Here is an 18,580-nt window from a genome sequence, read left to right as displayed (position 1 = left end):
AAGGAACGTCCGTTTCTGTCGTAGGGCGAACGCGGTGCGTGGAGGCCAGAAGCGGAGACGCCGGAACATCCGAGCGCAACAGCTCCTTAAGCCAAGTGATGCAAGCTCCGCGCATCCTGGAGGATTGCCGTCTTGTCGATCGATCCACGTCGCCTTCTGGGCCTGGCTTTCGCCAGCGCCGACCTGCTCGTGGAGCTGCAGAGCGGCCGCGTGCGCCTGGCGCTGGGCGCGGCGCAGAAGGTCATGGGCAAGTCCGAGGTCGGTCTGATGGGTCAGGCTTGGAGCGAACTGTTCCATCCCGACGACCGCCCGCTGATGGACGCCATGCTCAACTGCGCCGACGACGGCGCGCGGCGCGGCCCCGTCGTGCTGCGCCTGAACGGGGAGGAGGATCGCTGCGTTCGCGTGATCCTGCGCGCCCTGCCGGAGAACGAAGGCCGCGTCTCGTGCGCCGCCACCGCCGCCCAGTCCGCCGGCCCGCCGCTGACCGCCGACAGCCTGCAGCCCCGCGAGTCGTTCGACGACATCGCCCAAGGCCTGTTCGAGGCCGCGCGCGTCACCGGCCTTGAGCTGGAGTTGGCCATGGTCGAGTTCGCGGGTCTCGGCGCCCTGCGCGAGAGCCTGGCGCCCAGCGAGGTCGCCGCCCTGGACGTCCGCGTCGCCAGCGCCGTCCGCGCCGAGTCGCACGGTGGTTCGGCCGCGACCCGGCTGTCGCCCGAACGCTTCGCCCTGCTGCGCCAGCGCGACGACCGGCCCGAGAACATGGTCAAGCGCCTGACTAGGATGGTCAGCGCCGACGTCAGCGCCCATGTCGTGCCGCTGGAGTCCGGCGGCGGGTCGCGCGCCATGCGGGCTCTGCGCTACGCCCTCGACGACTTCCTGCGCGAGGGCCTGAAGGACGAGGCGCCAACGACGCTGGCCGAAGCGATGAACCGATCGGTCAAGCGCACCCTGGCCCGCGCCGGCGCCCTGGGCGCGGCCGTCAGCCAGCGGCGCTTCACCCTGGCGTTCCAGCCGGTGGTCTCGCTGGCCACGGGCCTGGCGCACCATCACGAGGCCCTCGTGCGCTTCGAGGGCGGCGGCAGCCCGTTCGCCATGATCCGCCTGGCCGAGGAATTCGACCTGATCGAGGAACTGGACCACGCCATCGTCGAGCAGGTGGTCAAGAAGCTGGCCAACGATCACGAGCGCAAGCTGCGGCTGGCGGTCAATGTCTCGGGCCGCACGATCGGCAACGAGACCTTCGTCGACCACGTCGGCCGCCTGCTGGCCAAGTACGATGAGGCCAAGGGCCGGCTGATCTTCGAGATCACCGAGACCTGCGCGATCGACAACCTGACCGCCGCCAACCAGCACATCCAGAGCCTGCGGGGCATGGGCTCGCTGGTCTGCCTGGACGACTTCGGCGCGGGCTCGTCCTCGTTCGCCTACCTGCAGCAGCTGCAGCTGGACATCGTGAAGATCGACGGCCGCTATGTCCGCGAGCTGGCCGACAACGGCCGCGACGGGGCCCTGGTGCGGCGGCTGGTCGAGCTGTGCCGCGACCTCAAGATCCGCACCGTGGCCGAGATGGTCGAGACCCTCGAAGTCGAGGAGATCGTCCGCCAGGCGGGCGTCGACTTCGCCCAGGGCTGGCTCTACGGCAAGCCGGCCGACAAGCCGATGCCCGCCCTGCGGCCCAGCGCCCCGATCAAGGCCGTGGCGCGCCGGGCCGGCGCGTCGGACAGCTGGGGTTAGACTGAAATCTCCTCCCCCGCATCGCGGGGGAGGAGAAATCCATCAGCCTCAGGCTTTGCCGCCCTTGCTGACGATGTAGTCGTCGATCACCCGTTCCAGGGTGGTCAGCGGGGTGGCGCCCGAGAGCAGGCCCGCGTCGTGGAACTCGCGGATGTCGAACTTCTTGCCCAGGGCCTTCTGGGCCTTGGCGCGGGCCCGCAGCCAGGTGATCTTGCCGATCATGTAGCTGCAGGCCTGGCCCGGCCACACGACGTAGCGTTCGATCTCGGTGATCGAGCCGCTTTCCTCGTCGCCCATGGTCTCGGCCATGTACTTCACGGCCTGTTCGCGGCTCCACTTCTTGGCGTGCATACCGGTGTCGACCACCAGGCGCACGGCGCGGAACAGGGCGTCGTGCAGCATGCCGATATGACCGCGCGGGTCGGTCTTGTAGATGCCCATCTCGACGGCCAGTTGCTCGGCGTAGAGCGCCCAGCCCTCGATATAGCCGGAGAAGCCGACGACCTTGCGGATCAGCGGCAGGCCCTTGGCCTCGTTCGAGATCGACAGCTGCAGGTGGTGGCCCGGGACGCCCTCGTGCACCGTCAGGGTGGTCAGGGTGAACTTGGCCTGCTCGGCCGTGTCACGCAGGTTGATCCAGTAGATCCCCGGGCGCTTGCCATCCAGCGAGGGCGAATTGTAGTAGCCGCCCGGCGCGCCGGCCTCGATGGCCTTGGGCACGCGGCGGATCTCCAGCGGGGCCTTGGGCAGGGCGCCGAAATAGGCCGGCAGCTGCTTCTGGATCCAAGCCGCCTTGACGTTCAGGTCCTTGATCAGCTGTTCCTTGGCCGCGTCGGTGTTCTCGTAGATGTCCTTGCCCAGCTCGCGCATGCGGTCACCGACGCTGCCCTTGGTCATGCCGATGCTCTTGAACAGCTTGTCGGCCTCGGCTGAGATCGACTTCACCAGGTCCAGGCCCAGCTGGTGGATCTCATCGGGCTTGAGGTCCGAGGTCGTGTAGTTCTTCAGCGACACGGCGTAGTAGTCGCCGCCGTCCTTCAGCCGCCAGCAGCCCGCGTCGTGCGTGGCCTGGGCGCGAACGCTTTCCAGCAGGGCGATCTGGCGCTTCAGGGCCGGCAGCACCGAGTTCTCGTAGACCTTGGAGGCTTCGGCCGCCCAGTCGCCGGCGATGTTCTTTTCCTTGGTCCGGCGGGCGATCGACTTCACCAGCGGCGCGTCGGCCGTCGGCGTGCCGGCGAAGGCCTTCATCTGGATCAGGGCCTTGTCGATGATGAAGTCCGGCGGGATCACGCCGTCGGCGTAGTCCTGCCTGGCGATGGCGCTTTCCTGATCCATCAGGCGGGCGAAACCCTCCATCCGCGCCAGATAGGCGTCGGCGTCGGCCTTGGTCTCGATGCTGTGCTGGGTGTCCAGGAAGTCGGGCATGTACTGGTAGCTGCCGGTCAGCTGGCTGAGGACGTAGGGCGCGCCCGAACCGCCGCCGCCATAGCTGAACTTCTTGTTGCCCTCGTCCTGCACCGACAGGACGAACTCGACGGTGTCGTAATTGACCGCGTCCATGCCCTTGAGCGCGCGGCGATCGATGCCGCGCAGGGCGGCCAGCTGCTCGGACGTCTGGGCCGCGCCGGCCTTGATGGCGGCGAACGAGCGGTCGCTGAGCAGGCCCTTGGTCCAGGCCAGGTCGCCGGTGTCCAGACCCAGGCCGGTGGCCGTCTCCGGCGACTGGCGCAGCTGCTTGGCCATCATGTCGTCGAACAAGGCGTTCAGCTTGGCGACCTCGCCCTCGCGGGCCAGGGCGAGCGACGGCAGGCCGCCCGTGGCCGCGAAGCCCGCGGCGGCGGTGGCGAACATCATATGACGACGATTGAGCAAGGCTTTCCCTCCTTGAGCGTGACAGCCGAAAGTGTGAGCGGTTTCGGCGACAGTCACGCTCAAAATATTCGTTTCTGAAGCAAGGCTCGCGAAGCGATCTTGCTTCGGGGAGCCGGATTGGAGGGCGAAGGCGTACGCCTAGCGCCCAGCTTTGGCGAAATTAATTCCGAGTCATGCAGCGAAATCCAGCCATGATTGCGCTCAAGCCACTCAAGCCAGGGTCACATAGAGCTCGTTCTCGATCACCCACTGGCCGGTGACCTTCTTCCAGGTGGCCAGATAGGTCCCCGACTGCTCGGCCGCGTCCTTCCAGGATCCCACCCAGCGCCCACGCTCGGCGGCGCGGGTCCCCTCGGCGTTCACGCGGATGTCCTCGGTCGTGCGGACATAGGCCACGAAGCCCCTATCGGCGAACTGGCTGGCGAAGGCGGCCAGCACGTCCTCGGCCCCCAGCAGCAGCGAGCCGTCGCCGGCGATCAGGGTCATGCGCGGATCGAAGAACGGCCTCAGGCGCGCGGCGTCCTTGGCCGCGATCAGCTTGTTGGTCAGCTTGCGGCGAGCGGCGATGGCGTCTTCGGGCGTGGTCATGGCGGCGCGGCTTTTCTGTTGGGCCAGCCGGTGTAGCTTGCGGCGCGCCGTCTCCGCAAACCCGAGTCGTCATGATCGCCCCGACCCTGACCACCGCCCGCCTCACCCTGTCGCCGCCCCGGCTGTCGGACTTCGGGGACAGCATGACCATGTGGGCCGACCCGCTGGTCGTCAAGCATGTCGGCGGCCGCGCCTTCACCGAGGAGGAAAGCTGGACCCGCCTGATGCGGGCGCGCGGCCTGTGGGACCTGCTGGGCTTCGGCTATTGGGCGGTGCGCGAGACCGCCACCGGCCGCTATGTCGGCGAGGTGGGCTTCGCCGACCTGCGTCGCGAGCTCGAGCCCAGCCTCTACGGCCTGCCGGAAATGGGCTGGGTGCTGGCGGCCTGGTCGCACGGTCAGGGCTTCGGGACCGAGGCCGTCGGCGCGGGCCTGGCCTGGATCGACCAGGCCCTGGCGCCCGAGGTCGTGCCCTGCATCATCGACGTCGAAAACGCCGCCTCCCTGGCCCTGGCGGCCAAGATGGGCTTCGTGATCAAGACCCACGCGACCTACAAGGGCTCGCCGATCGTGGTGATGGAACGGCGGCGGCGATAGACACGACATCTCGGCTTCACGCGGAAACCGCTGAAGGTTGCTGGGGAGGCGACGGAGCGGCCGGGCGAACCCGGAGACCGTGAGTGTTGTTTTGCGTTTCGGCTCGGACGTCCGCTCCGCCAGGCTGTTCTTGGCCGTGAGGATGGGGGGCGTGAACGCTGTGCCGCCCGCCCCTGGGTCCCGGCTCTACGCTGCGCTTCGGCCGGGATGACACGCGTTGGTTTGGCTGGCCGCCCCCTCGTCTTCTCGCCCCCTCCGCGCCTGCGGCGCTCCTCCCCGGAGGGGGAAGACGGATCACCTTCCGCCCCCTTTGGGGGCGGACGACCACGCAGAGCGTGGTCAGGTGGGGGCATGCGGCGCTGGTCCTGGAACGTCGCTACTCGCCCAGCTCCAGCCGCGCCAACACCGCCGCCACCGGCGTTCCGCGCGGCGTCACCACCCACTCGCCCGGCGCCGAGGCTCGCACCACCACGACCGCGCCCTTGGGGCAGACGTCCAGGCAATCGACCTCGATCACCGCGGCGCTGGCCTTGCGGTTTGGCGTCTTGCGGCCCGTGCCCTTGACGCCGAGCGCCTTGCGCAAGGCCTTGGCCAGCGTCTGGTCGCCATCAGCGCCAAAACCGCCCTTCAGCTTCTTCGAGCACTTGCGGCACACCAGCACCACCTCGCGCCAGTCGGCCTTCACGCGCTTGATCGGCCTGCTTTCAAGGGGATCGCTCATGACCTGAAGATGGGAACGGTGCTAGGACGACGCCATGGTTCGCAAAGTCACCGCCAAGACCGTTTCGAAGAACAAGCTGGTCGGCGATCCCACCGCCGAGGCCGACCGCGCCTGGTTCGAAGCCCATCCCGAGCGGCGCTTCCGCCTGCGCGACCCGGCGCTGGTCGAGTTCAAGGATCCGCTGGGCGATCCCGGCGAGGGCTTTTCCTGGCGGGTGCTGGTCGCGCGCCTGCCCGACGGCGGCCGCCTGCGCCTGCCGGTCTCGCTGTCGTGGGAGCTGCACAACGACCACGCCAAGGATCAGCATCTGAAGATCCTGTTCGACCAGGTCGCCCCGCCCGAAGCCAAGGCCCGTCTCGGCTAGAGGCCCCATTGACGCCGCCGCGCGATCGCGCACCCTCGCGGCCATGATCCGCACCGTCCTCCTCTGGGCGCTGGTGCTGGCCCTCGGCGCCTTCGCGCTGCAATGGCTGGAGTACCGGTTCCTGGTCCGCGCCTTTTCCTGGCAGGTCTATGTCGGATTGATCGGCCTGGTCTTCGCGGCCGGCGGCGTCTGGCTCGGCTGGAGGCTGGCCGCGCGCGCGCGGCCCGAGACCTTCGCCCGCAACGACGCCGCCCTCGCCTCGCTGGGCCTGACCGGCCAGGAGGTGAAGGTGCTGGAGCGCCTGGCGGCCGGTCGCTCCAACAAGGAGATCGCCCGCGACCTGGGCCTGTCGCCCAATACCGTCAAGACCCATGTCGGCAATCTCTACGGCAAGCTGGAGGTCAGTCGGCGAACCCAGGCGGTCGGCAAGGCGCGCGCGCTGGCGCTGATCCCTTAATCCGTCGCCGGACGCCGCGGACGATCGAATTCACCCGTTCGGGTGATACCGCCCGGCGCGCCGGACAGGCAGCGTCGGGACGCGTCGCACTGAGGGCGACGCTGAGGAGGGAAATCCGATGTCGCGCACCATACTGACCTACGGCCTCGTCTCGGGGACGATCATCATCCTGGGCATGATCAGCACGATCGTGCTGTCGGCCCAGCACAGCCTGTGGCTGGGCTATCTGATCATGCTGGTGGGGTTGTCGGCGATCCTGCTGGCGATCAAGTCGCACCGTGACCGGACCCTGGGCGGGGTGATCAGGTTCTGGCCCGCCCTGCTGATCGGCCTAGGCGTCGCCGTCGTGGCCGGGGTGGCCTATGTGGCGATCTGGGAGGCCTATCTGGCGCTCACCCACTACCGCTTCATGGACGACTACACGGCCAGCATATTGGCCGCCAAGAAGGCCGAGGGCCTGTCCGGCGCGGCCTGGGACAAGCTGGTCGCCGAGACCGCTCAGATGAAGCGCAACTACGCCAATCCGCTGTATCGGATGCCGATGACGTTCACGGAGATCTTCCCGGTCGGCGCGCTGGTCGCCCTGGTCAGCGCGGCGCTGCTGCGCAATCCGCGCTTCCTGCCGGCGCGGACCTAGACCCGCGTCACCCGCACCGCCATCCACGGCCGGCCCGGCAGCGCCACGGCCGGCCGGTTCGGGTCATGCATGAAGTAGGCGTCCTTCCTGGCCATGACGAACTCGCCATCGACCGGCGTGATGGTCATGCTCCAGCTGTCCAGCACATCGACCTTGAAGCGCTCGCCGCCCTTCAGTTCTTCCTTGGGCAAAGCCAGCGTCCATTCGGTCGGGGCCGTCTCGCCGAAATAGCGCAGGTAATAGCTCCCGAGCTGGCCACCCAGGTGCTGGTCCCACCACTTGTCGATCGGCTCGAAGCCGGGCGTCGGGCCGGCGTCCATCACCGACTTCAGGAACGCCAGGCGCGGCGTGCTTTCGCCATGCAGCCGGCCGCCCTTGGCCGTCCAGCCGTCGTCGCCCTTATAGATCTCGCCGTGACCGACATAGGTCCCGGCGACCAGGCCGTGCCAGAAGCGCTCGACCATGCCCTGGGGCGTCAGGTCGCCCCAACGCTTGTCGATGTCGCCCTCGTAGCGGACCTCGTCATAGATCACCGGCTTCTTCCAGACGCTGCGCAGCAGCTCGGCTCGGGTGTCGTCCATGACCGCCGCGCCGTTTTGGATGCTGGCGTGGCTGATCCACGGGCGGCCATTGTCGTAGAGTTCGCGCCAGTTGTGGATGGAGCAGAGACGGCCGTAAGGGTCCTCGGCCCTGACTAGCTGGCCCAGGCGCTCGAAGTCGGCGACCGACTTGGCCTTGACCAGATCCCACTCGTTGGCCAGCGACCACCAGACGTTCGAGAAGGCCGCGAAGCGGGCGACCATGTAGCGGACGTAGCGGTCGTCGCGGGCCGGCGTCATGGCGTGCCAGCCGGTCTTGCCGTCATACGGATGGAACAGGATCAGGTCGGCCTGGATCCCGAGATCGCCCAGCCGTCGGGCACGGTCTTCCAGCCGACGGAAATAGGCCGGGTTCAGACGGTCATAGTCCCAGCCCTCGCCGGCTTTCTCGAAGGGGAAGATCGGCTCGGCGGCCACGTTCGGGAAGACGCACATCCGCACCTTGTTGAACGGCGAAGCCCGCAGCGTGGCCAGGGTCTGGTCGCACAACGCGTCGCTCTGCTGGGCCCAGGCATAGGCGGTGGTGCCGACCTGGCGGAAGGGCGTCCCGTCGGCGTGGGCCAAGTGGTAGCCGCCGGCGACGTGGAGCGGGCCGTGGTCGCCGAGGCGCGGCGCCGTCGCGCTCACCGTTCCGGCCTGGCCGTTCAGCGCCCTGACCGGGCTGGTCGTGCGCCAGCGCCAGACGCCTTCGCGGGGCGGGCTGAAGCGGAGGCGCCAGATCCCCTCCCCGTCATGGAAGCCCCGGACCTTCAGCGTCGTTCTGCCGTCGGTGAAGGTCGCGGTCAGGGCGACGTCGAACGGATTGCCCGGGACGGCCGCCTTCAGCGTGATCTCGTGCACGCCCCAGCGCGGGACGGTCGGACCGGCGGCGATGGCCGGCGCGGCGAGCGCGGCGAGGCCGAAGCCGGTGGCGGCGCGGCGGGTCAGGGAAAGCGAACGCATGGCCGCAGTAGGCACGATTCATGATCCTCCCCCAAGCGAGGGAGGATCAGGATCAAGCCGCCTGCAACTGCTGCTTGACCCGCTCTGCCAGGGTCTTGATGTCGATCGGCTTGGGCAGGAAGGTCACGCCCGTCTCGCCTTCCAGCAGGTCGCTGAACTCGGCCTCGGCGTAGCCGGAGATGAACATCACCGGCGCGGTTCCCAGATAGCCCCGCGCCTTCTTGAGCAAGGTGGGGCCGTCGATGCCAGGCATGATCACGTCGGAGATCAAGAGGTCGATCGTGCCGGCGTTCTCCTCGGCGATGATCAGGGCCTCCTCGCCGTCGGCGGCCTCCAGCACCTCGTAGCCGCGGGCGCGCAGCAGGCGGGCGGCGACGCTGCGCACGGCGTCCTCGTCCTCGACGAACAGGATGCGGCCGGCGCCCGACAGGTCGCGGGCGGCGCGCGGCTTGACCGGTTCGGCGGCGGCGGCCTCGGCGGCGACCAGGGCGGCTGTGGACGGCTCGTGCACCGGCAGGAAGATGCGGAACGCCGCGCCCTCGCCCGGACGGCTGTGGACATGGATCCAGCCGTCGCTCTGCTTGACGATGCCGTAGACCGTGGCCAGGCCCAAGCCCGTGCCCTCGCCCACCGGCTTGGTGGTGAAGAACGGGTCGAAGATCTTGCCCATCACGTCGGGCGGGATGCCGGGACCGTCGTCGCTGACCTCGATGAAGGCAGTGTCGCCCTCGGCGGCCGGAAAGCCCAGCTGGATGGCCTCGTCGCGGGTCAGGCGGGCGGTGCGAATGCGCACGACGCCGCCGCCCTTGGCCGCACGCACGGCGTCGCGGGCGTTGACGGCCAGGTTCATGACCGCCGTCTCGAGCTGGGACTTGTCGGCCCGCACCCGCGGCAGGTCGCGGCCGTAGTCGGTGATCAGCTTGACGTCCTCGCGCAGCAGGCGGCGCAGCAGGACCTCGAACTCGCTGATCAGCTCGCCCAGGTCCAGCACCTCGCGCTGCACGGTCTGCTTGCGCGAGAAGGCCAGCAGCTTGCGGACCAGGTCGGCGGCGCGCACGCCCGTCTGGCGGATCTCGTTCAGGCCCTCGTACGACGGATCGCCGACCGGATGGCGGTGCAGCAGCTCGTCCAGCCGCAGCTGGATGGCGGTCAGCAGGTTGTTGAAGTCGTGGGCCACGCCGCCGGCCAACTGGCCGATGGCCTGCATCTTCTGGGCCTGGGCCAGCTGCAGTTCCATCTGCTTCTGCTCGGACACGTCGATCATGTAGGCCACGACGCGACCGTCGGCGCGGTAGAGATAGAGGTGGGCGATGCGGCTGGCGTCGCGGGCCAGGCGCACCTCGAACGGACCGGCCCGGCCCTCGTTCAGGCGGGTCTCGGCCTCGGCGCGCGAGTTGGGGTCGATCAGGTCGCCGAACACCCCGCCGACCTGGGCGCCGGTCATGGTGGTCAGGGCCGGATTGTTCTCCAGGATCCGCGACTTGAACGGCTCGGTCCCATCCAGCAGCGCCGCGCCGAACGGCGAGGCGCCGGCGAAGGCGTCCAGGGAGGTCGGCGGCGGCGGCGCGGCGCGCTCGACCGTCGGCGCAGGGATCGACGACTCGGCGACCTGTTCGATCGGCGCGATCGGCGTCAGGCGGATCAGCAGGCGCCCACCGGCCAGGCGCGAGACCTTAGCGGTATGGTCGACGCCGCTGGCGCGCAGCACGCCCTCGGCCATCTGGCCTTTGCGGGCCTGGACCAGGGCGGCGAACAGGCTGGAGCCCGCCACGCCCTTGGGCAGGCGGCGCTGGTCGCCCATCACCTCGCGCCAGGCGGGGTTGGCGGCCAGCAGGCGGCCGTCGGCGGCGGCCAGGGCGGCCGGCTCGCTCAAGGCGTCGATGAAGCCCTCGGCCTGGTCAGCGTCGCTGGCGGCGGCGCCCGAACCCTTGATGGCCACCAGGCCCAGGATCGACACGCCTCCCACGCCCAGCAGCAGCAGCAGCCCCGCCAGGGTAGTGGGGCCAGCCTTCAGCGCCGGGGCGGCCGAGAACGCGGCCGCGGCCACGAAGAATACCGCCGCGCCCACCAGCCACGGATCGAAGCGCCGGCGCGGCGCGCCGGTCGAAGCTTTGTCCTGAAGCTGAAAATCGGCCATGGGCGGGATGGTCACCTTTGTTACGGCAAGGCTGCGACTCACCGATGTTCCAAGAAACAATAGCCTTTCCCAGACGATAGGTCAGTTATTGCGGTTTTGTATCAGAGTGGACGGGCGCGGGCCGGTTGGCGGGCCTGCGGCTTCTTGCCGTTCATGACGAAGCTGATGACCTTGGCGACGGCCTCGAAGTGCTCGACGGGGATCTCCTCGTCGACCTCGACGCTGGCGTAGAGGGCCCGCGCCAGGGGCGGATCCTCCAGCACCGTGACGCCGTGTTCCTCGGCGACGGCGCGGATCTTCAGGGCCAGCTCGTCGACGCCCTTGGCCACGCACAGCGGCGCGGGCGTCTCGCCGGGCTCATACTTCAGCGCCACGGCGTAGTGGGTCGGGTTCATGACGACCACGGTCGCCTTGGGCACGGCCTGCATCATCCGCTGACGCGAGCGCTGCATCTGGATCTGGCGGCGCTTGCCCTTGATGTGCGGGTCGCCGTCCGACTGCTTGAACTCTTCCTTGACCTCCTGGAGGGTCATCCGCATGCGGTTCATGAACCGCATGCGCTGCCAGAACCAGTCGAAGGCGGCGGTGGCGACCAGGAAGATGATCACCATGATCAGCAGCTTCTTGGACAGCTTCAGCACCTCGGGGATGATCGAGGCGACGTCCAGGCCGACCAGGTTGCGGACCTCGCCGACATTGGGCTTCAGCACCATCCAGGCGATGAACGCCGTGACGCCGATCTTCACGATCGACTTGGCGAACTGGACCATGCCGTCCATGCCGAAGATGCGGCCCAGGCCCTTGAGAAGGTCCAGCTTGTTGAGGTCGGGCTTGATCTTCTCCGGCGTCAGCATGAAGCCGGTCTGGGCGACGTTGGCGATGACGCCCAGGGCGGCGCTGACCACCATGACCAGCACCAGCGGCGGCAGGGCGGCCAGGGTCGCCTGCTTCATGACCAGCATCGCGCCGCCGCTGCTGAGCTCGATCGTCCCGGCGTGGGCGATGAACGGATAGAGCGCGGCCATCAGGTCGCGCGTCAGCCAGCCGCCGGCGATCAGGATCACCGACACGGCCCCGGCCAGCGAGGCCAGCTGCGCGATATCGGCCGACTTGACGACGTCGCCCTTGGCGCGGGCGTCCGACAGCTTCTTGGCTGACGGTTCTTCTGTTTTCGACTCGGGATCCGTATCGTCCGCCATGCCCCGCCCCTAGCTGAACACGTTCAGGAGTTCGCGGTAGCGGTCGGTCCAGACCATGGCGATGCCGCCCAGCGACAGCGCCAGCAGGGACAGGCCCAGGATCACGCTGAGCGGCGAGGCCACGAAGAAGATCTGGAAGGCGGGCATGACCCGGCCGACCAGGCCCGTGGCGAGGTTGAAGACCAGCGAGAACACGATCACCGGCGCGGCCAGCTGGACGCCCAGGGTGAACGACTGCGCCACGGTCCGCACCGCCAGGGTGACGGCGTCGTTGATCGGCACGGGGCGGGTGAACGGGAACAGGGTGTAGGACTTGACGATCGCGCCGATGAACAGGTGATGCAGGCCCGTGGCCATGATCAGGGTCAGGCCCAGCATCGACAGGAAGGTGGCCACCGCCGTGCTCGAGCCCTGCATCGAGGGGTTCACGCTCTGGGCGAAGCTGAGGGTCGTCTGCATCGAGATGATTTCGCCGGCCGTGGTCAGCGAGATCATGAACAGGCGCAGCACCGAGCCGATCATCAGGCCGATCAGGATCTCGTGGATCACCGCCCCGATCAGGCCGCCCAGGGTGCTGGGGATCGGCGGCACGGTGTTGGCCACCAGCGGGCCCAACAGCAGGGCCATCAGCAGGGCGAACGACAGGCGGATGCGCGGCGGCACCGACTGGTCGCCGATGCCCGGCATGGTCATGACCATGGCGCCCACCCGCGAGAACACGAGGGCGGCGACATAGACCTGAAACGCCGTGGCGAATGAGTTCACGGGTGGCCCCTGCCCTTTCCGCCTACATGCCCGCGATGCGGGCGGCGATCTGGCGCATGAAGCCGCTCATCAGCGCGCCCATCATCGGCAGGAAGATCAGCAGCGAGACGAAGATGGCGACGATCTTGGGGGCGTAGACCAGGGTCTGTTCCTGGATCTGGGTCAGGGCCTGGAACAGACCGATGGCGACGCCGACCACCAGGCCGACGATCAGGCAGGGCGCGCAGAGCTGAAGCGTCAGCCAGATCGCGTCGCGGCCGACATCAAGAACCTCGGCGCCCGTCATGCAAAGCCTCGTGGGAATCGGCCGTACTGGCCGCTTGGATTCGAGGCTGGAAGATGGGCGAAATATGGTTAACAGGGCGTTAGGAGTTGCCCTTTGGGACGCCTGAAACGCGAGGCGCGACGGTGGGTCGCGGGCCCCGATTCGGAGACGCCCGGGGGCGTGCGTCCCTTGTCTCCCCCCGCCTGTCGCACTACCACCTCAAGTGGGTGACGGCATCCGCGTCCGTTGCAACCGCTCGAAGGCCTCGCCGATGGATGTGCTGCGCCGGAACAACGTCACCCTCCACGGCGAAGGCGAACAAACCCTGCTGTTCGCCCATGGCCTTGGGTGCGATCAGACCATGTGGCGGCTTGTGGCTCCCCATTTCGACGGTACCCGGGTGGTCCTGTTCGACCACATCGGCGCGGGCGGTTCGGACGCCAGCGCCTATGATCCCGAGAAATACGCCGGCCTGGGCGGCTATGCCGACGACGTTCTGGAGATCTGCGAGACCCTGAACCTCCGGAACGTCGTGTTCGTCGGGCATTCCGTCAGCGCGATGATCGGCGTCCTGGCCGCCGCGCGTCGGCCCGATCTGTTCGCTGGCCTCGTGCTGATCGGCGCCTCGCCCCGCTTCGCCAACGACGGCGACTATGTCGGCGGCTTCGACATGCGGGATCTGGAGGAACTGCTCGACCTGCTGGAGAAGAACCAGCTGGACTGGTCCGCGGCCATCGCCCCGGCGGTGGTCGACGACGCCGCCTGGCAATCGGAATGGCGCGAGAGCGTGTGCCGGGTCGACCCTGTCATCGCCGGGGATTTCGCGCGGGCCACCTTCCTGTCGGATCATCGCGCCGACTGCGGCCAAGTCACGACCCCCACCCTGCTGATCGAATGCAGCGACGACACCCTGGCCCCGGCCCAGGTCGGCGCGTTCGTGCAAGCGGCGATCGGCGGCAGTCGTCGCGTGATCCTGAAGGCCACCGGCCACAGCCCGCACCTGACGTCGCCCGCGGCGGTGGTCGCCGCGATGCGAGACTTCCTGGAGACCCAGGCCAGCCCGACCACGGCCAGCTGAGGCTCCGGCGATGCGCTCCATGCCGCTCGACGCGCTAGGCCGGCTCTACGAACAAGCGCCCTGCGGCCTGCTGACCCTGGACCGGGAACTGACCGTCCTGTCGGCCAACCCCTATTTCTGGGAGCTGGCCGGCGTGGGCGCGGAGGGGTCGTCGGATCCGCCGTCCCTCCTTGCCCTGCTGACCGTGGCCAGCCGCATCTATGTCCAGGGACGATTGCAGGCCCAACTGGCGCTCGGCGGGCGGGTCGAGGAGATCGCGCTGGACATCGCCCGCCCCGACGGCGCGCGCGTGCCGGTGATGATGAACGCGATGCAGGAACGCGACGCCGACGGCGGCCCCGGCCTGGTGCACATGTCGATCCTGCGCGCGGTCGCCAAGCGCGCCTACGAGGCCGAGGCGCCCAAGGCGCGGCAGGAGGCCCAGGCGGCCCAGCGCGTCAAGGCCGACTTCCTGGCCAATGTCAGCCACGAGATCCGCACGCCGCTGAACGGCGTGGTGGGCGTGGTCGGGGCCTTGCAGCGCACCGACATGACGCCCGAGCAGCGCGAGATGGTCGCCCTGATCGAATCGTCGGCCGTGACGTTGGAGCGGCTCGTCGGCGACATCCTGGAGATTTCCAGGGTCGAGGCCGCCGCCCTCGCGCTGCATCTTCGCCCGTTCAGGCCCATCGACGACCTGGGCGGCGTCCTGGACCTTGCCCGGCTCTCGGCGCACGCCAAGGGCCTGGCGTTCGAGGAGGTCCGGGGAGCCGGGCTGGAACACCGGTTCCTCGGCGACGCCGTCCGGCTCAAGCAGATCCTCAACAACCTGACTTCCAACGCCATCAAGTTCACCGAGCGCGGAACGGTGCGGGTCCTGGTCGCCGTCGAGGACACGATGGACAGCGCCGTTCTGGTGATGACCGTGGAGGACACCGGCATCGGCTTCGATCCGGCGGACGCCGAGGCGCTGTTTCAGCCTTTCCAGCAGGCGGACGCGGGGATCAGTCGCCGGTTCGGCGGCGTCGGCCTGGGGCTGTCGATCTGCAAGGCCCTGGTCGATCTGATGGGCGGCGCGATCGAGGCGACCTCGACACCTGGCCAAGGCAGCGCCTTCACGGTGCGCGCGCCGCTCGAGGCCATCACCGAGACGCCCGAGGCCGCCCCGGTCGAGGCCGCGGAGATGGAGCGACCGCTGCGGATTCTGCTGGTCGAGGACAACGAGACCAACCAGCGGGTCGTCAGCATGATCCTGGCGGAGGCGGACGTCGACCTGGCCATGGCCAACAACGGCGCCGAAGGGCTGGACGCCTGGCGCGCCTCGGACTTCGACCTCGTCCTCATGGACATGCAGATGCCGGTCATGGACGGGCTGACCGCGATCCGCGCCATGCGGGCCGAGGAGGCGCGGCGGCCGGACCGGCCCAGGACGCCGATCGCGGTGCTGAGCGCCAATGCGATGGACCATCATCGCGCCGAAGCGATCGCGGCCGGCGCCGACATCCATATCGCCAAGCCGATCTCGGCCAGCGGCTTATTCGAAGGCATCCAGACGGCCCTCGCCGCCGGCTAGGGCCAACATTGAACTTCGAGCGACCCCAAATCCGATTTCCCCGGCGAAAGCCGGGGCCCAGATCGAACCCAAGGGTGCTTCCGCTCTAGCGAATGCGGATGCTGACCGGCACCTGGATGTACGAGCCTTCGCGGCTCTTGCCGTCGGGGCCCAGCAGATCGACTTGGAATTGCGAGGCCATCGACAGGGCGGCCTGGCCGACGCCCAGGTCGTTCGGGCTCTCCTGCTGGACGGTGCAGGCGGTCAGGTGACCGTCCCGCTTGACCAGGCAGTTCAGCAGGGCGACGGCGACGCGCGGCTCGGAGACGGGAGTCAGCATGTCCGACGGGGCCTTGGCCGGAGCGGCGCTGGTCACGACGGCGGCGGCGAAAACGAGCGAAGCGATCACGAGTTCATCCCTTACTTTGTCTTTTATCGGCTGGCCTCTTGGCCACCTGTCCCGTTTCGGATCAGGCGGCCTGGGCCTGCTTCAGACGTTGCAGGCCTTGTGCCGCCAAGTCCGTGAGCGAGCGCAAACCCAGCTCGGAAAAGACGTCGAAGGCGCAGGCCAGGGCCGCCCCGGCGCGGGCCAGGCGGCCATCGTCGCGGCCGGTGATCTCGACCCGGGCCTCGTAAAGACGGGCCAGGTTCATCTGGGCCACGGCCCAGCTGGCCGGGTCGCGGGCGCCCGGCGCGGCGGCCAGCTCGGCCTTGAACGACAGCTCGGCGGCGTCCAGCACCGCCAGGTCGGCGGTCAGCTCGGCGCAGCGCGCCAGGCACAGGGCCCGGTTGTTGGCGACCACGGCGCGCAGGGCCAGGGCCGGCTGGATCTTCAGGATCTGGGTGGCGCGGTCATAGGCCGAGACGGCCTGTTCGAAGGCGCGTTCGCTGGTCGAGGCCTCGCCCACCGCCTGCAGGGCCGAGCCCATGGCGGCGTGCAGCCGCGCCCAGTCCATCGGGCTGTGGTCGACCGCCAGGACGTCGACGGCCGCGCTCAGCGCCTCGACACCGTCGGCGAGCAGCGACAGCTCGCCGTCCAGCTCGCCCAGCAGCGCCAGGGCCGAGCCGCGCAGGCCCTCCAGGCGGGCCCAGGCCAGCGGTTCGAAATCGGGATCCAGCACGCCGGCGGCGCTCTTGGCCTCCGACACGGCCAGTTGCGCCAGGGCGCGGTCCTTCAGGCGCTCGGCGCAGGCCAGGATCAGCTCGATCCGCGCGCCGCGCTGGTCGGCCAGCTGCAGGCGGGCGGCGCCGCCCTTCACGCGCTTGGCGGCGGCCAGGGCGCGCAGCGGCGCGTCATAGGCCTGGACCGCGGCCAAGGCCCGGTCGACATCGTTTTCCGCCAGCGCCGCGCGCCCCTCTAGGCCGGCGGCCAGGGCGCCGCACAGGGCCGTGCGTTGGTTGGCGGGCGTGCGGGCCAGGGTTGCGGTGGCGGCGGCCACCAGGCCCTCGTCGCCGAACAGGTCCGCGCCTAGCACGGCCAGCACCGCCTGCTCGCAACGGGCGGCGGCCAGGGCGTCATGACGGCGCTCGGTCTCGAAGAGCTTCACGGCGGCCTCGGCCTGGACGGCGCCCTTGCGCAGCGCGGCGGCGTCGCCGCTGCGGCGGGCCATCTCCCGCCAGACCACGGCGGCCTCCAGAAGGCGCGCGCCGCGATCCTTGGCGCCGATCCGGCCGGCGACCACGTCGGCCGAGCGGGCCTCGTTGGTCAGCAGACGAATGTCCAGCAGCTCCAGCAGCGAGGTGTCGCCGCCGGTCAGGCCCTCACGCCAGGCCCCCTTGAAACCGCCTTCGGCCTCGACGCCGAACAACCGCTTCAGATCCCGTCCGAATTCGAACATCGCTTCGCGCACTCCGCCTGCGGATCGTCCCACGTCGGGACAGCCCAACGGAGGTTCAACGCGTCATCAGCAAAACCGGAGCCAGCACACTTAACAAGTGGTTAAGAGGTGTTTACGGCGCGTTAACCATAGATATTTTCCATATTTTTATACCTGTACCCCAATTCCAGCCAAAATGGTTGAACACGTAGTGAAATGGCACACTTCTTGCTGCGACGAATACAGGTCTGAGTGCCTGAAGGGCTAAAATCTTAGAACTTTGTTCACCGAACTAAAAATGACGTTAACCCTAAGTTTTAAGCCAAAGTTTACCTTTCGTTCACGGACGCCCTCCCCTCATTCCTGAAAAACGGTCTAGAAAACGCTGACCATCGTCGATTCCGGAGCTTTCTCATGGCCGCCGTCACCGTCTGGATCGCCAGCCTCTGCCGTCCCGATCCGGGCTATGGCGGCTGGGCTTGGGTGCGGCGAACCGACGGCGAGACCGGAGCCGCCGCGATCAGGGGCGCGGCCGGCGGCGAGCGCCGAGCCAGCAGCGCCAGGATGAGCCTGTCGGCCCTGGCCGAGGCGCTGGACGCGCTCTCCGACGTGGCCGCCGATGCGGCGGTGACCCTGCGGTTCCTGGATCCCGATCTCGCCGGCCAGCTGGTGGCCTCGGACGGCGACTACGCCAGCGCCGAGCCCGAGGCCTGGGCCGCCGCCCGCGCCGCCGTCGCGGCCCGTCCCGTTCTGGAACTGGTTCCCGCCGCCCCCGCCGACGCGCCGACCGGGTTTCTCAACGCCTGGGCCGAATTCGGGCTGGATACGTCCAAGTCGCGGGGCAGCTTCAAGGCCGCGATCCCCAAGCCGAACCTGATGAAGTTCCCGGGCTGATCAGGCCGGACGGCAGGCCACGATCAGGTCGGCCGTCGCCGGATTGCAGGCGAACGGAATGTCGGCCAGGGTCGCCAGGCGGATCAGCGCCTTGACGTCGACGTCGTGCGGCTGGGGCGACAGCGGGTCGACGAAGAAGATCAGCACGTCCAGCCGCCCCTCGGCGATCATCGCGCCCAGCTGCTGGTCGCCGCCCAGCGGCCCGCTCTTTAGCCGCACCAGATTGAGTAGCGGCATCGCCTCCAGGATCCGGCCGCCGGTGGTGCCGGTGGCGAACAGCGCCTTGTCCTTCAGGAAGTCCGCATGGGCCAAGGCCCAGTCGACCAGGGCGGCTTTCTTGTCGTCGTGAGCCACGAGGCCGATGGCGAGGGGGGCGGGCAT

General features: G+C 68.8%; 19 protein-coding genes. 8 read left to right on the top strand and 11 right to left on the bottom strand.

The window, feature by feature from the left end:
• The first annotated feature begins 132 nt into the window (after window positions 1-132).
• The gene (locus MZV50_RS08240; protein ID WP_252633927.1) at window positions 133-1,737 is read left to right on the top strand and encodes a sensor domain-containing phosphodiesterase; all 1,605 of its coding nucleotides are present in this window, start codon (window positions 133-135) and stop codon (window positions 1,735-1,737) included.
• 48 nt (window positions 1,738-1,785) lie between these two features.
• On the opposite strand, the gene MZV50_RS08235 is transcribed toward MZV50_RS08240, so the two are convergent.
• Together MZV50_RS08235 and MZV50_RS08230 are read right to left on the bottom strand one after the other, a co-directional pair.
• On the bottom strand, window positions 1,786-3,609 hold the full coding sequence (locus tag MZV50_RS08235; RefSeq protein WP_252633926.1) for a DUF885 domain-containing protein: 1,824 nt from the start codon (window positions 3,607-3,609) through the stop codon (window positions 1,786-1,788).
• 210 nt (window positions 3,610-3,819) lie between these two features.
• Complete coding sequence (locus MZV50_RS08230; protein WP_252633925.1) at window positions 3,820-4,197, bottom strand: YybH family protein; 378 nt, start codon at window positions 4,195-4,197, stop codon at window positions 3,820-3,822.
• Between the two features lie 71 nt (window positions 4,198-4,268).
• On the opposite strand from MZV50_RS08230, the gene MZV50_RS08225 reads away from it, so the two are divergent.
• On the top strand, window positions 4,269-4,793 hold the full coding sequence (locus MZV50_RS08225) for a GNAT family N-acetyltransferase (protein WP_252633924.1): 525 nt from the start codon (window positions 4,269-4,271) through the stop codon (window positions 4,791-4,793).
• Window positions 4,794-5,169: 376 nt separating this feature from the next.
• On the opposite strand, the gene MZV50_RS08220 is transcribed toward MZV50_RS08225, so the two are convergent.
• Window positions 5,170-5,514 carry a (2Fe-2S) ferredoxin domain-containing protein gene (locus tag MZV50_RS08220; protein WP_252633923.1) on the bottom strand — a complete coding sequence of 115 codons (345 nt, stop codon included), beginning with the start codon at window positions 5,512-5,514 and terminating at the stop codon, window positions 5,170-5,172.
• A 34-nt stretch (window positions 5,515-5,548) separates the two neighbouring features.
• Here MZV50_RS08220 and MZV50_RS08215 point away from each other — a divergent pair, with 34 nt between their 5' ends.
• From MZV50_RS08215 to MZV50_RS08205, 3 genes are all read left to right on the top strand, one after another.
• Window positions 5,549-5,878: a hypothetical protein gene (locus tag MZV50_RS08215; protein WP_252633922.1), complete on the top strand. Its 330-nt coding sequence runs from the start codon at window positions 5,549-5,551 to the stop codon at window positions 5,876-5,878.
• A 43-nt stretch (window positions 5,879-5,921) separates the two neighbouring features.
• Window positions 5,922-6,335 (top strand): response regulator transcription factor, encoded by a 414-nt coding sequence (locus tag MZV50_RS08210; protein ID WP_252633921.1) that lies wholly within the window; start codon window positions 5,922-5,924, stop codon window positions 6,333-6,335.
• 118 nt (window positions 6,336-6,453) lie between these two features.
• Window positions 6,454-6,972, top strand: coding sequence for a DUF4199 domain-containing protein (locus MZV50_RS08205; RefSeq protein ID WP_252633920.1), 519 nt, complete (start codon window positions 6,454-6,456; stop codon window positions 6,970-6,972).
• On the opposite strand, the gene MZV50_RS08200 is transcribed toward MZV50_RS08205, so the two are convergent.
• The 5 genes from MZV50_RS08200 to fliQ all read right to left on the bottom strand — a co-directional run bounded on the left by MZV50_RS08200 (window position 6,969) and on the right by fliQ (window position 12,900).
• Window positions 6,969-8,513, bottom strand: coding sequence for a DUF5605 domain-containing protein (locus MZV50_RS08200; protein WP_252633919.1), 1,545 nt, complete (start codon window positions 8,511-8,513; stop codon window positions 6,969-6,971). The genes MZV50_RS08205 and MZV50_RS08200 overlap by 4 nt on opposite strands.
• 52 nt (window positions 8,514-8,565) lie before the next feature.
• Window positions 8,566-10,650 (bottom strand): cell cycle histidine kinase CckA, encoded by a 2,085-nt coding sequence (gene cckA / locus MZV50_RS08195; protein ID WP_252633918.1) that lies wholly within the window; start codon window positions 10,648-10,650, stop codon window positions 8,566-8,568.
• A gap of 101 nt (window positions 10,651-10,751) precedes the next feature.
• Entirely contained in the window at window positions 10,752-11,849 is a 1,098-nt protein-coding gene (gene flhB / locus MZV50_RS08190) for a flagellar biosynthesis protein FlhB (protein ID WP_252633917.1), read from the bottom strand.
• 9 nt (window positions 11,850-11,858) lie between these two features.
• Entirely contained in the window at window positions 11,859-12,614 is a 756-nt protein-coding gene (fliR, locus tag MZV50_RS08185; protein WP_252633916.1) for a flagellar biosynthetic protein FliR, read from the bottom strand.
• A 22-nt stretch (window positions 12,615-12,636) separates the two neighbouring features.
• Window positions 12,637-12,900, bottom strand: a complete 264-nt coding sequence (gene fliQ, locus MZV50_RS08180; protein WP_252633915.1) for a flagellar biosynthesis protein FliQ — start codon at window positions 12,898-12,900, stop codon at window positions 12,637-12,639.
• Between the two features lie 250 nt (window positions 12,901-13,150).
• Here fliQ and MZV50_RS08175 point away from each other — a divergent pair, with 250 nt between their 5' ends.
• Both MZV50_RS08175 and MZV50_RS08170 read left to right on the top strand, forming a co-directional pair.
• Entirely contained in the window at window positions 13,151-13,957 is an 807-nt protein-coding gene (locus MZV50_RS08175; RefSeq protein WP_252633914.1) for an alpha/beta fold hydrolase, read from the top strand.
• A gap of 19 nt (window positions 13,958-13,976) precedes the next feature.
• Window positions 13,977-15,509, top strand: a complete 1,533-nt coding sequence (locus MZV50_RS08170) for a PAS domain-containing hybrid sensor histidine kinase/response regulator (RefSeq protein WP_252633913.1) — start codon at window positions 13,977-13,979, stop codon at window positions 15,507-15,509.
• Window positions 15,510-15,594: 85 nt separating this feature from the next.
• Here MZV50_RS08170 and MZV50_RS08165 read toward each other — a convergent pair whose 3' ends face one another.
• Window positions 15,595-15,897, bottom strand: a complete 303-nt coding sequence (locus MZV50_RS08165; RefSeq protein ID WP_252633912.1) for an energy transducer TonB — start codon at window positions 15,895-15,897, stop codon at window positions 15,595-15,597.
• A gap of 61 nt (window positions 15,898-15,958) precedes the next feature.
• On the bottom strand, window positions 15,959-17,338 hold the full coding sequence (locus MZV50_RS08160; protein ID WP_252633911.1) for a hypothetical protein: 1,380 nt from the start codon (window positions 17,336-17,338) through the stop codon (window positions 15,959-15,961).
• A 381-nt stretch (window positions 17,339-17,719) separates the two neighbouring features.
• On the opposite strand from MZV50_RS08160, the gene MZV50_RS08155 reads away from it, so the two are divergent.
• A complete protein-coding gene (locus tag MZV50_RS08155; RefSeq protein WP_252633910.1) occupies window positions 17,720-18,199 on the top strand; it encodes a ribonuclease H in 480 nt (159 codons plus the stop codon).
• Here the strand turns inward: MZV50_RS08155 and MZV50_RS08150 are convergent, their stop codons facing one another.
• The gene (locus tag MZV50_RS08150; RefSeq protein ID WP_252633909.1) at window positions 18,200-18,580 is read right to left on the bottom strand and encodes a methylglyoxal synthase; all 381 of its coding nucleotides are present in this window, start codon (window positions 18,578-18,580) and stop codon (window positions 18,200-18,202) included. It abuts the gene before it with no gap.

The organism is Caulobacter segnis, assembly GCF_023935105.1.
Taxonomy (GTDB): Bacteria; Pseudomonadota; Alphaproteobacteria; order Caulobacterales; family Caulobacteraceae; genus Caulobacter; species Caulobacter segnis_B.
Note: the sequence above shows the minus strand (reverse complement) of the source record. Positions and strands in the feature narration are given on the sequence as shown.

What these genes read in the sequence shown, in the direction of transcription:
- MZV50_RS08230 (WP_252633925.1), bottom strand. Translation starts at nt 4,197, where the DNA reads ATGACCACGCCCGAAGACGCCATCGCCGCTCGCCGCAAGCTGACCAAC.
- MZV50_RS08225 (WP_252633924.1), top strand. Translation starts at nt 4,269, where the DNA reads ATGATCGCCCCGACCCTGACCACCGCCCGCCTCACCCTGTCGCCGCCC.
- MZV50_RS08220 (WP_252633923.1), bottom strand. Translation starts at nt 5,514, where the DNA reads ATGAGCGATCCCCTTGAAAGCAGGCCGATCAAGCGCGTGAAGGCCGAC.
- MZV50_RS08215 (WP_252633922.1), top strand. Translation starts at nt 5,549, where the DNA reads ATGGTTCGCAAAGTCACCGCCAAGACCGTTTCGAAGAACAAGCTGGTC.
- MZV50_RS08210 (WP_252633921.1), top strand. Translation starts at nt 5,922, where the DNA reads ATGATCCGCACCGTCCTCCTCTGGGCGCTGGTGCTGGCCCTCGGCGCC.
- MZV50_RS08205 (WP_252633920.1), top strand. Translation starts at nt 6,454, where the DNA reads ATGTCGCGCACCATACTGACCTACGGCCTCGTCTCGGGGACGATCATC.
- MZV50_RS08200 (WP_252633919.1), bottom strand. Translation starts at nt 8,513, where the DNA reads ATGCGTTCGCTTTCCCTGACCCGCCGCGCCGCCACCGGCTTCGGCCTC.
- cckA (WP_252633918.1), bottom strand. Translation starts at nt 10,650, where the DNA reads ATGGCCGATTTTCAGCTTCAGGACAAAGCTTCGACCGGCGCGCCGCGC.
- flhB (WP_252633917.1), bottom strand. Translation starts at nt 11,849, where the DNA reads ATGGCGGACGATACGGATCCCGAGTCGAAAACAGAAGAACCGTCAGCC.
- fliQ (WP_252633915.1), bottom strand. Translation starts at nt 12,900, where the DNA reads ATGACGGGCGCCGAGGTTCTTGATGTCGGCCGCGACGCGATCTGGCTG.
- MZV50_RS08175 (WP_252633914.1), top strand. Translation starts at nt 13,151, where the DNA reads ATGGATGTGCTGCGCCGGAACAACGTCACCCTCCACGGCGAAGGCGAA.
- MZV50_RS08170 (WP_252633913.1), top strand. Translation starts at nt 13,977, where the DNA reads ATGCCGCTCGACGCGCTAGGCCGGCTCTACGAACAAGCGCCCTGCGGC.
- MZV50_RS08155 (WP_252633910.1), top strand. Translation starts at nt 17,720, where the DNA reads ATGGCCGCCGTCACCGTCTGGATCGCCAGCCTCTGCCGTCCCGATCCG.
- MZV50_RS08150 (WP_252633909.1), bottom strand. Translation starts at nt 18,580, where the DNA reads ATGCCCGCCCCCCTCGCCATCGGCCTCGTGGCTCACGACGACAAGAAA.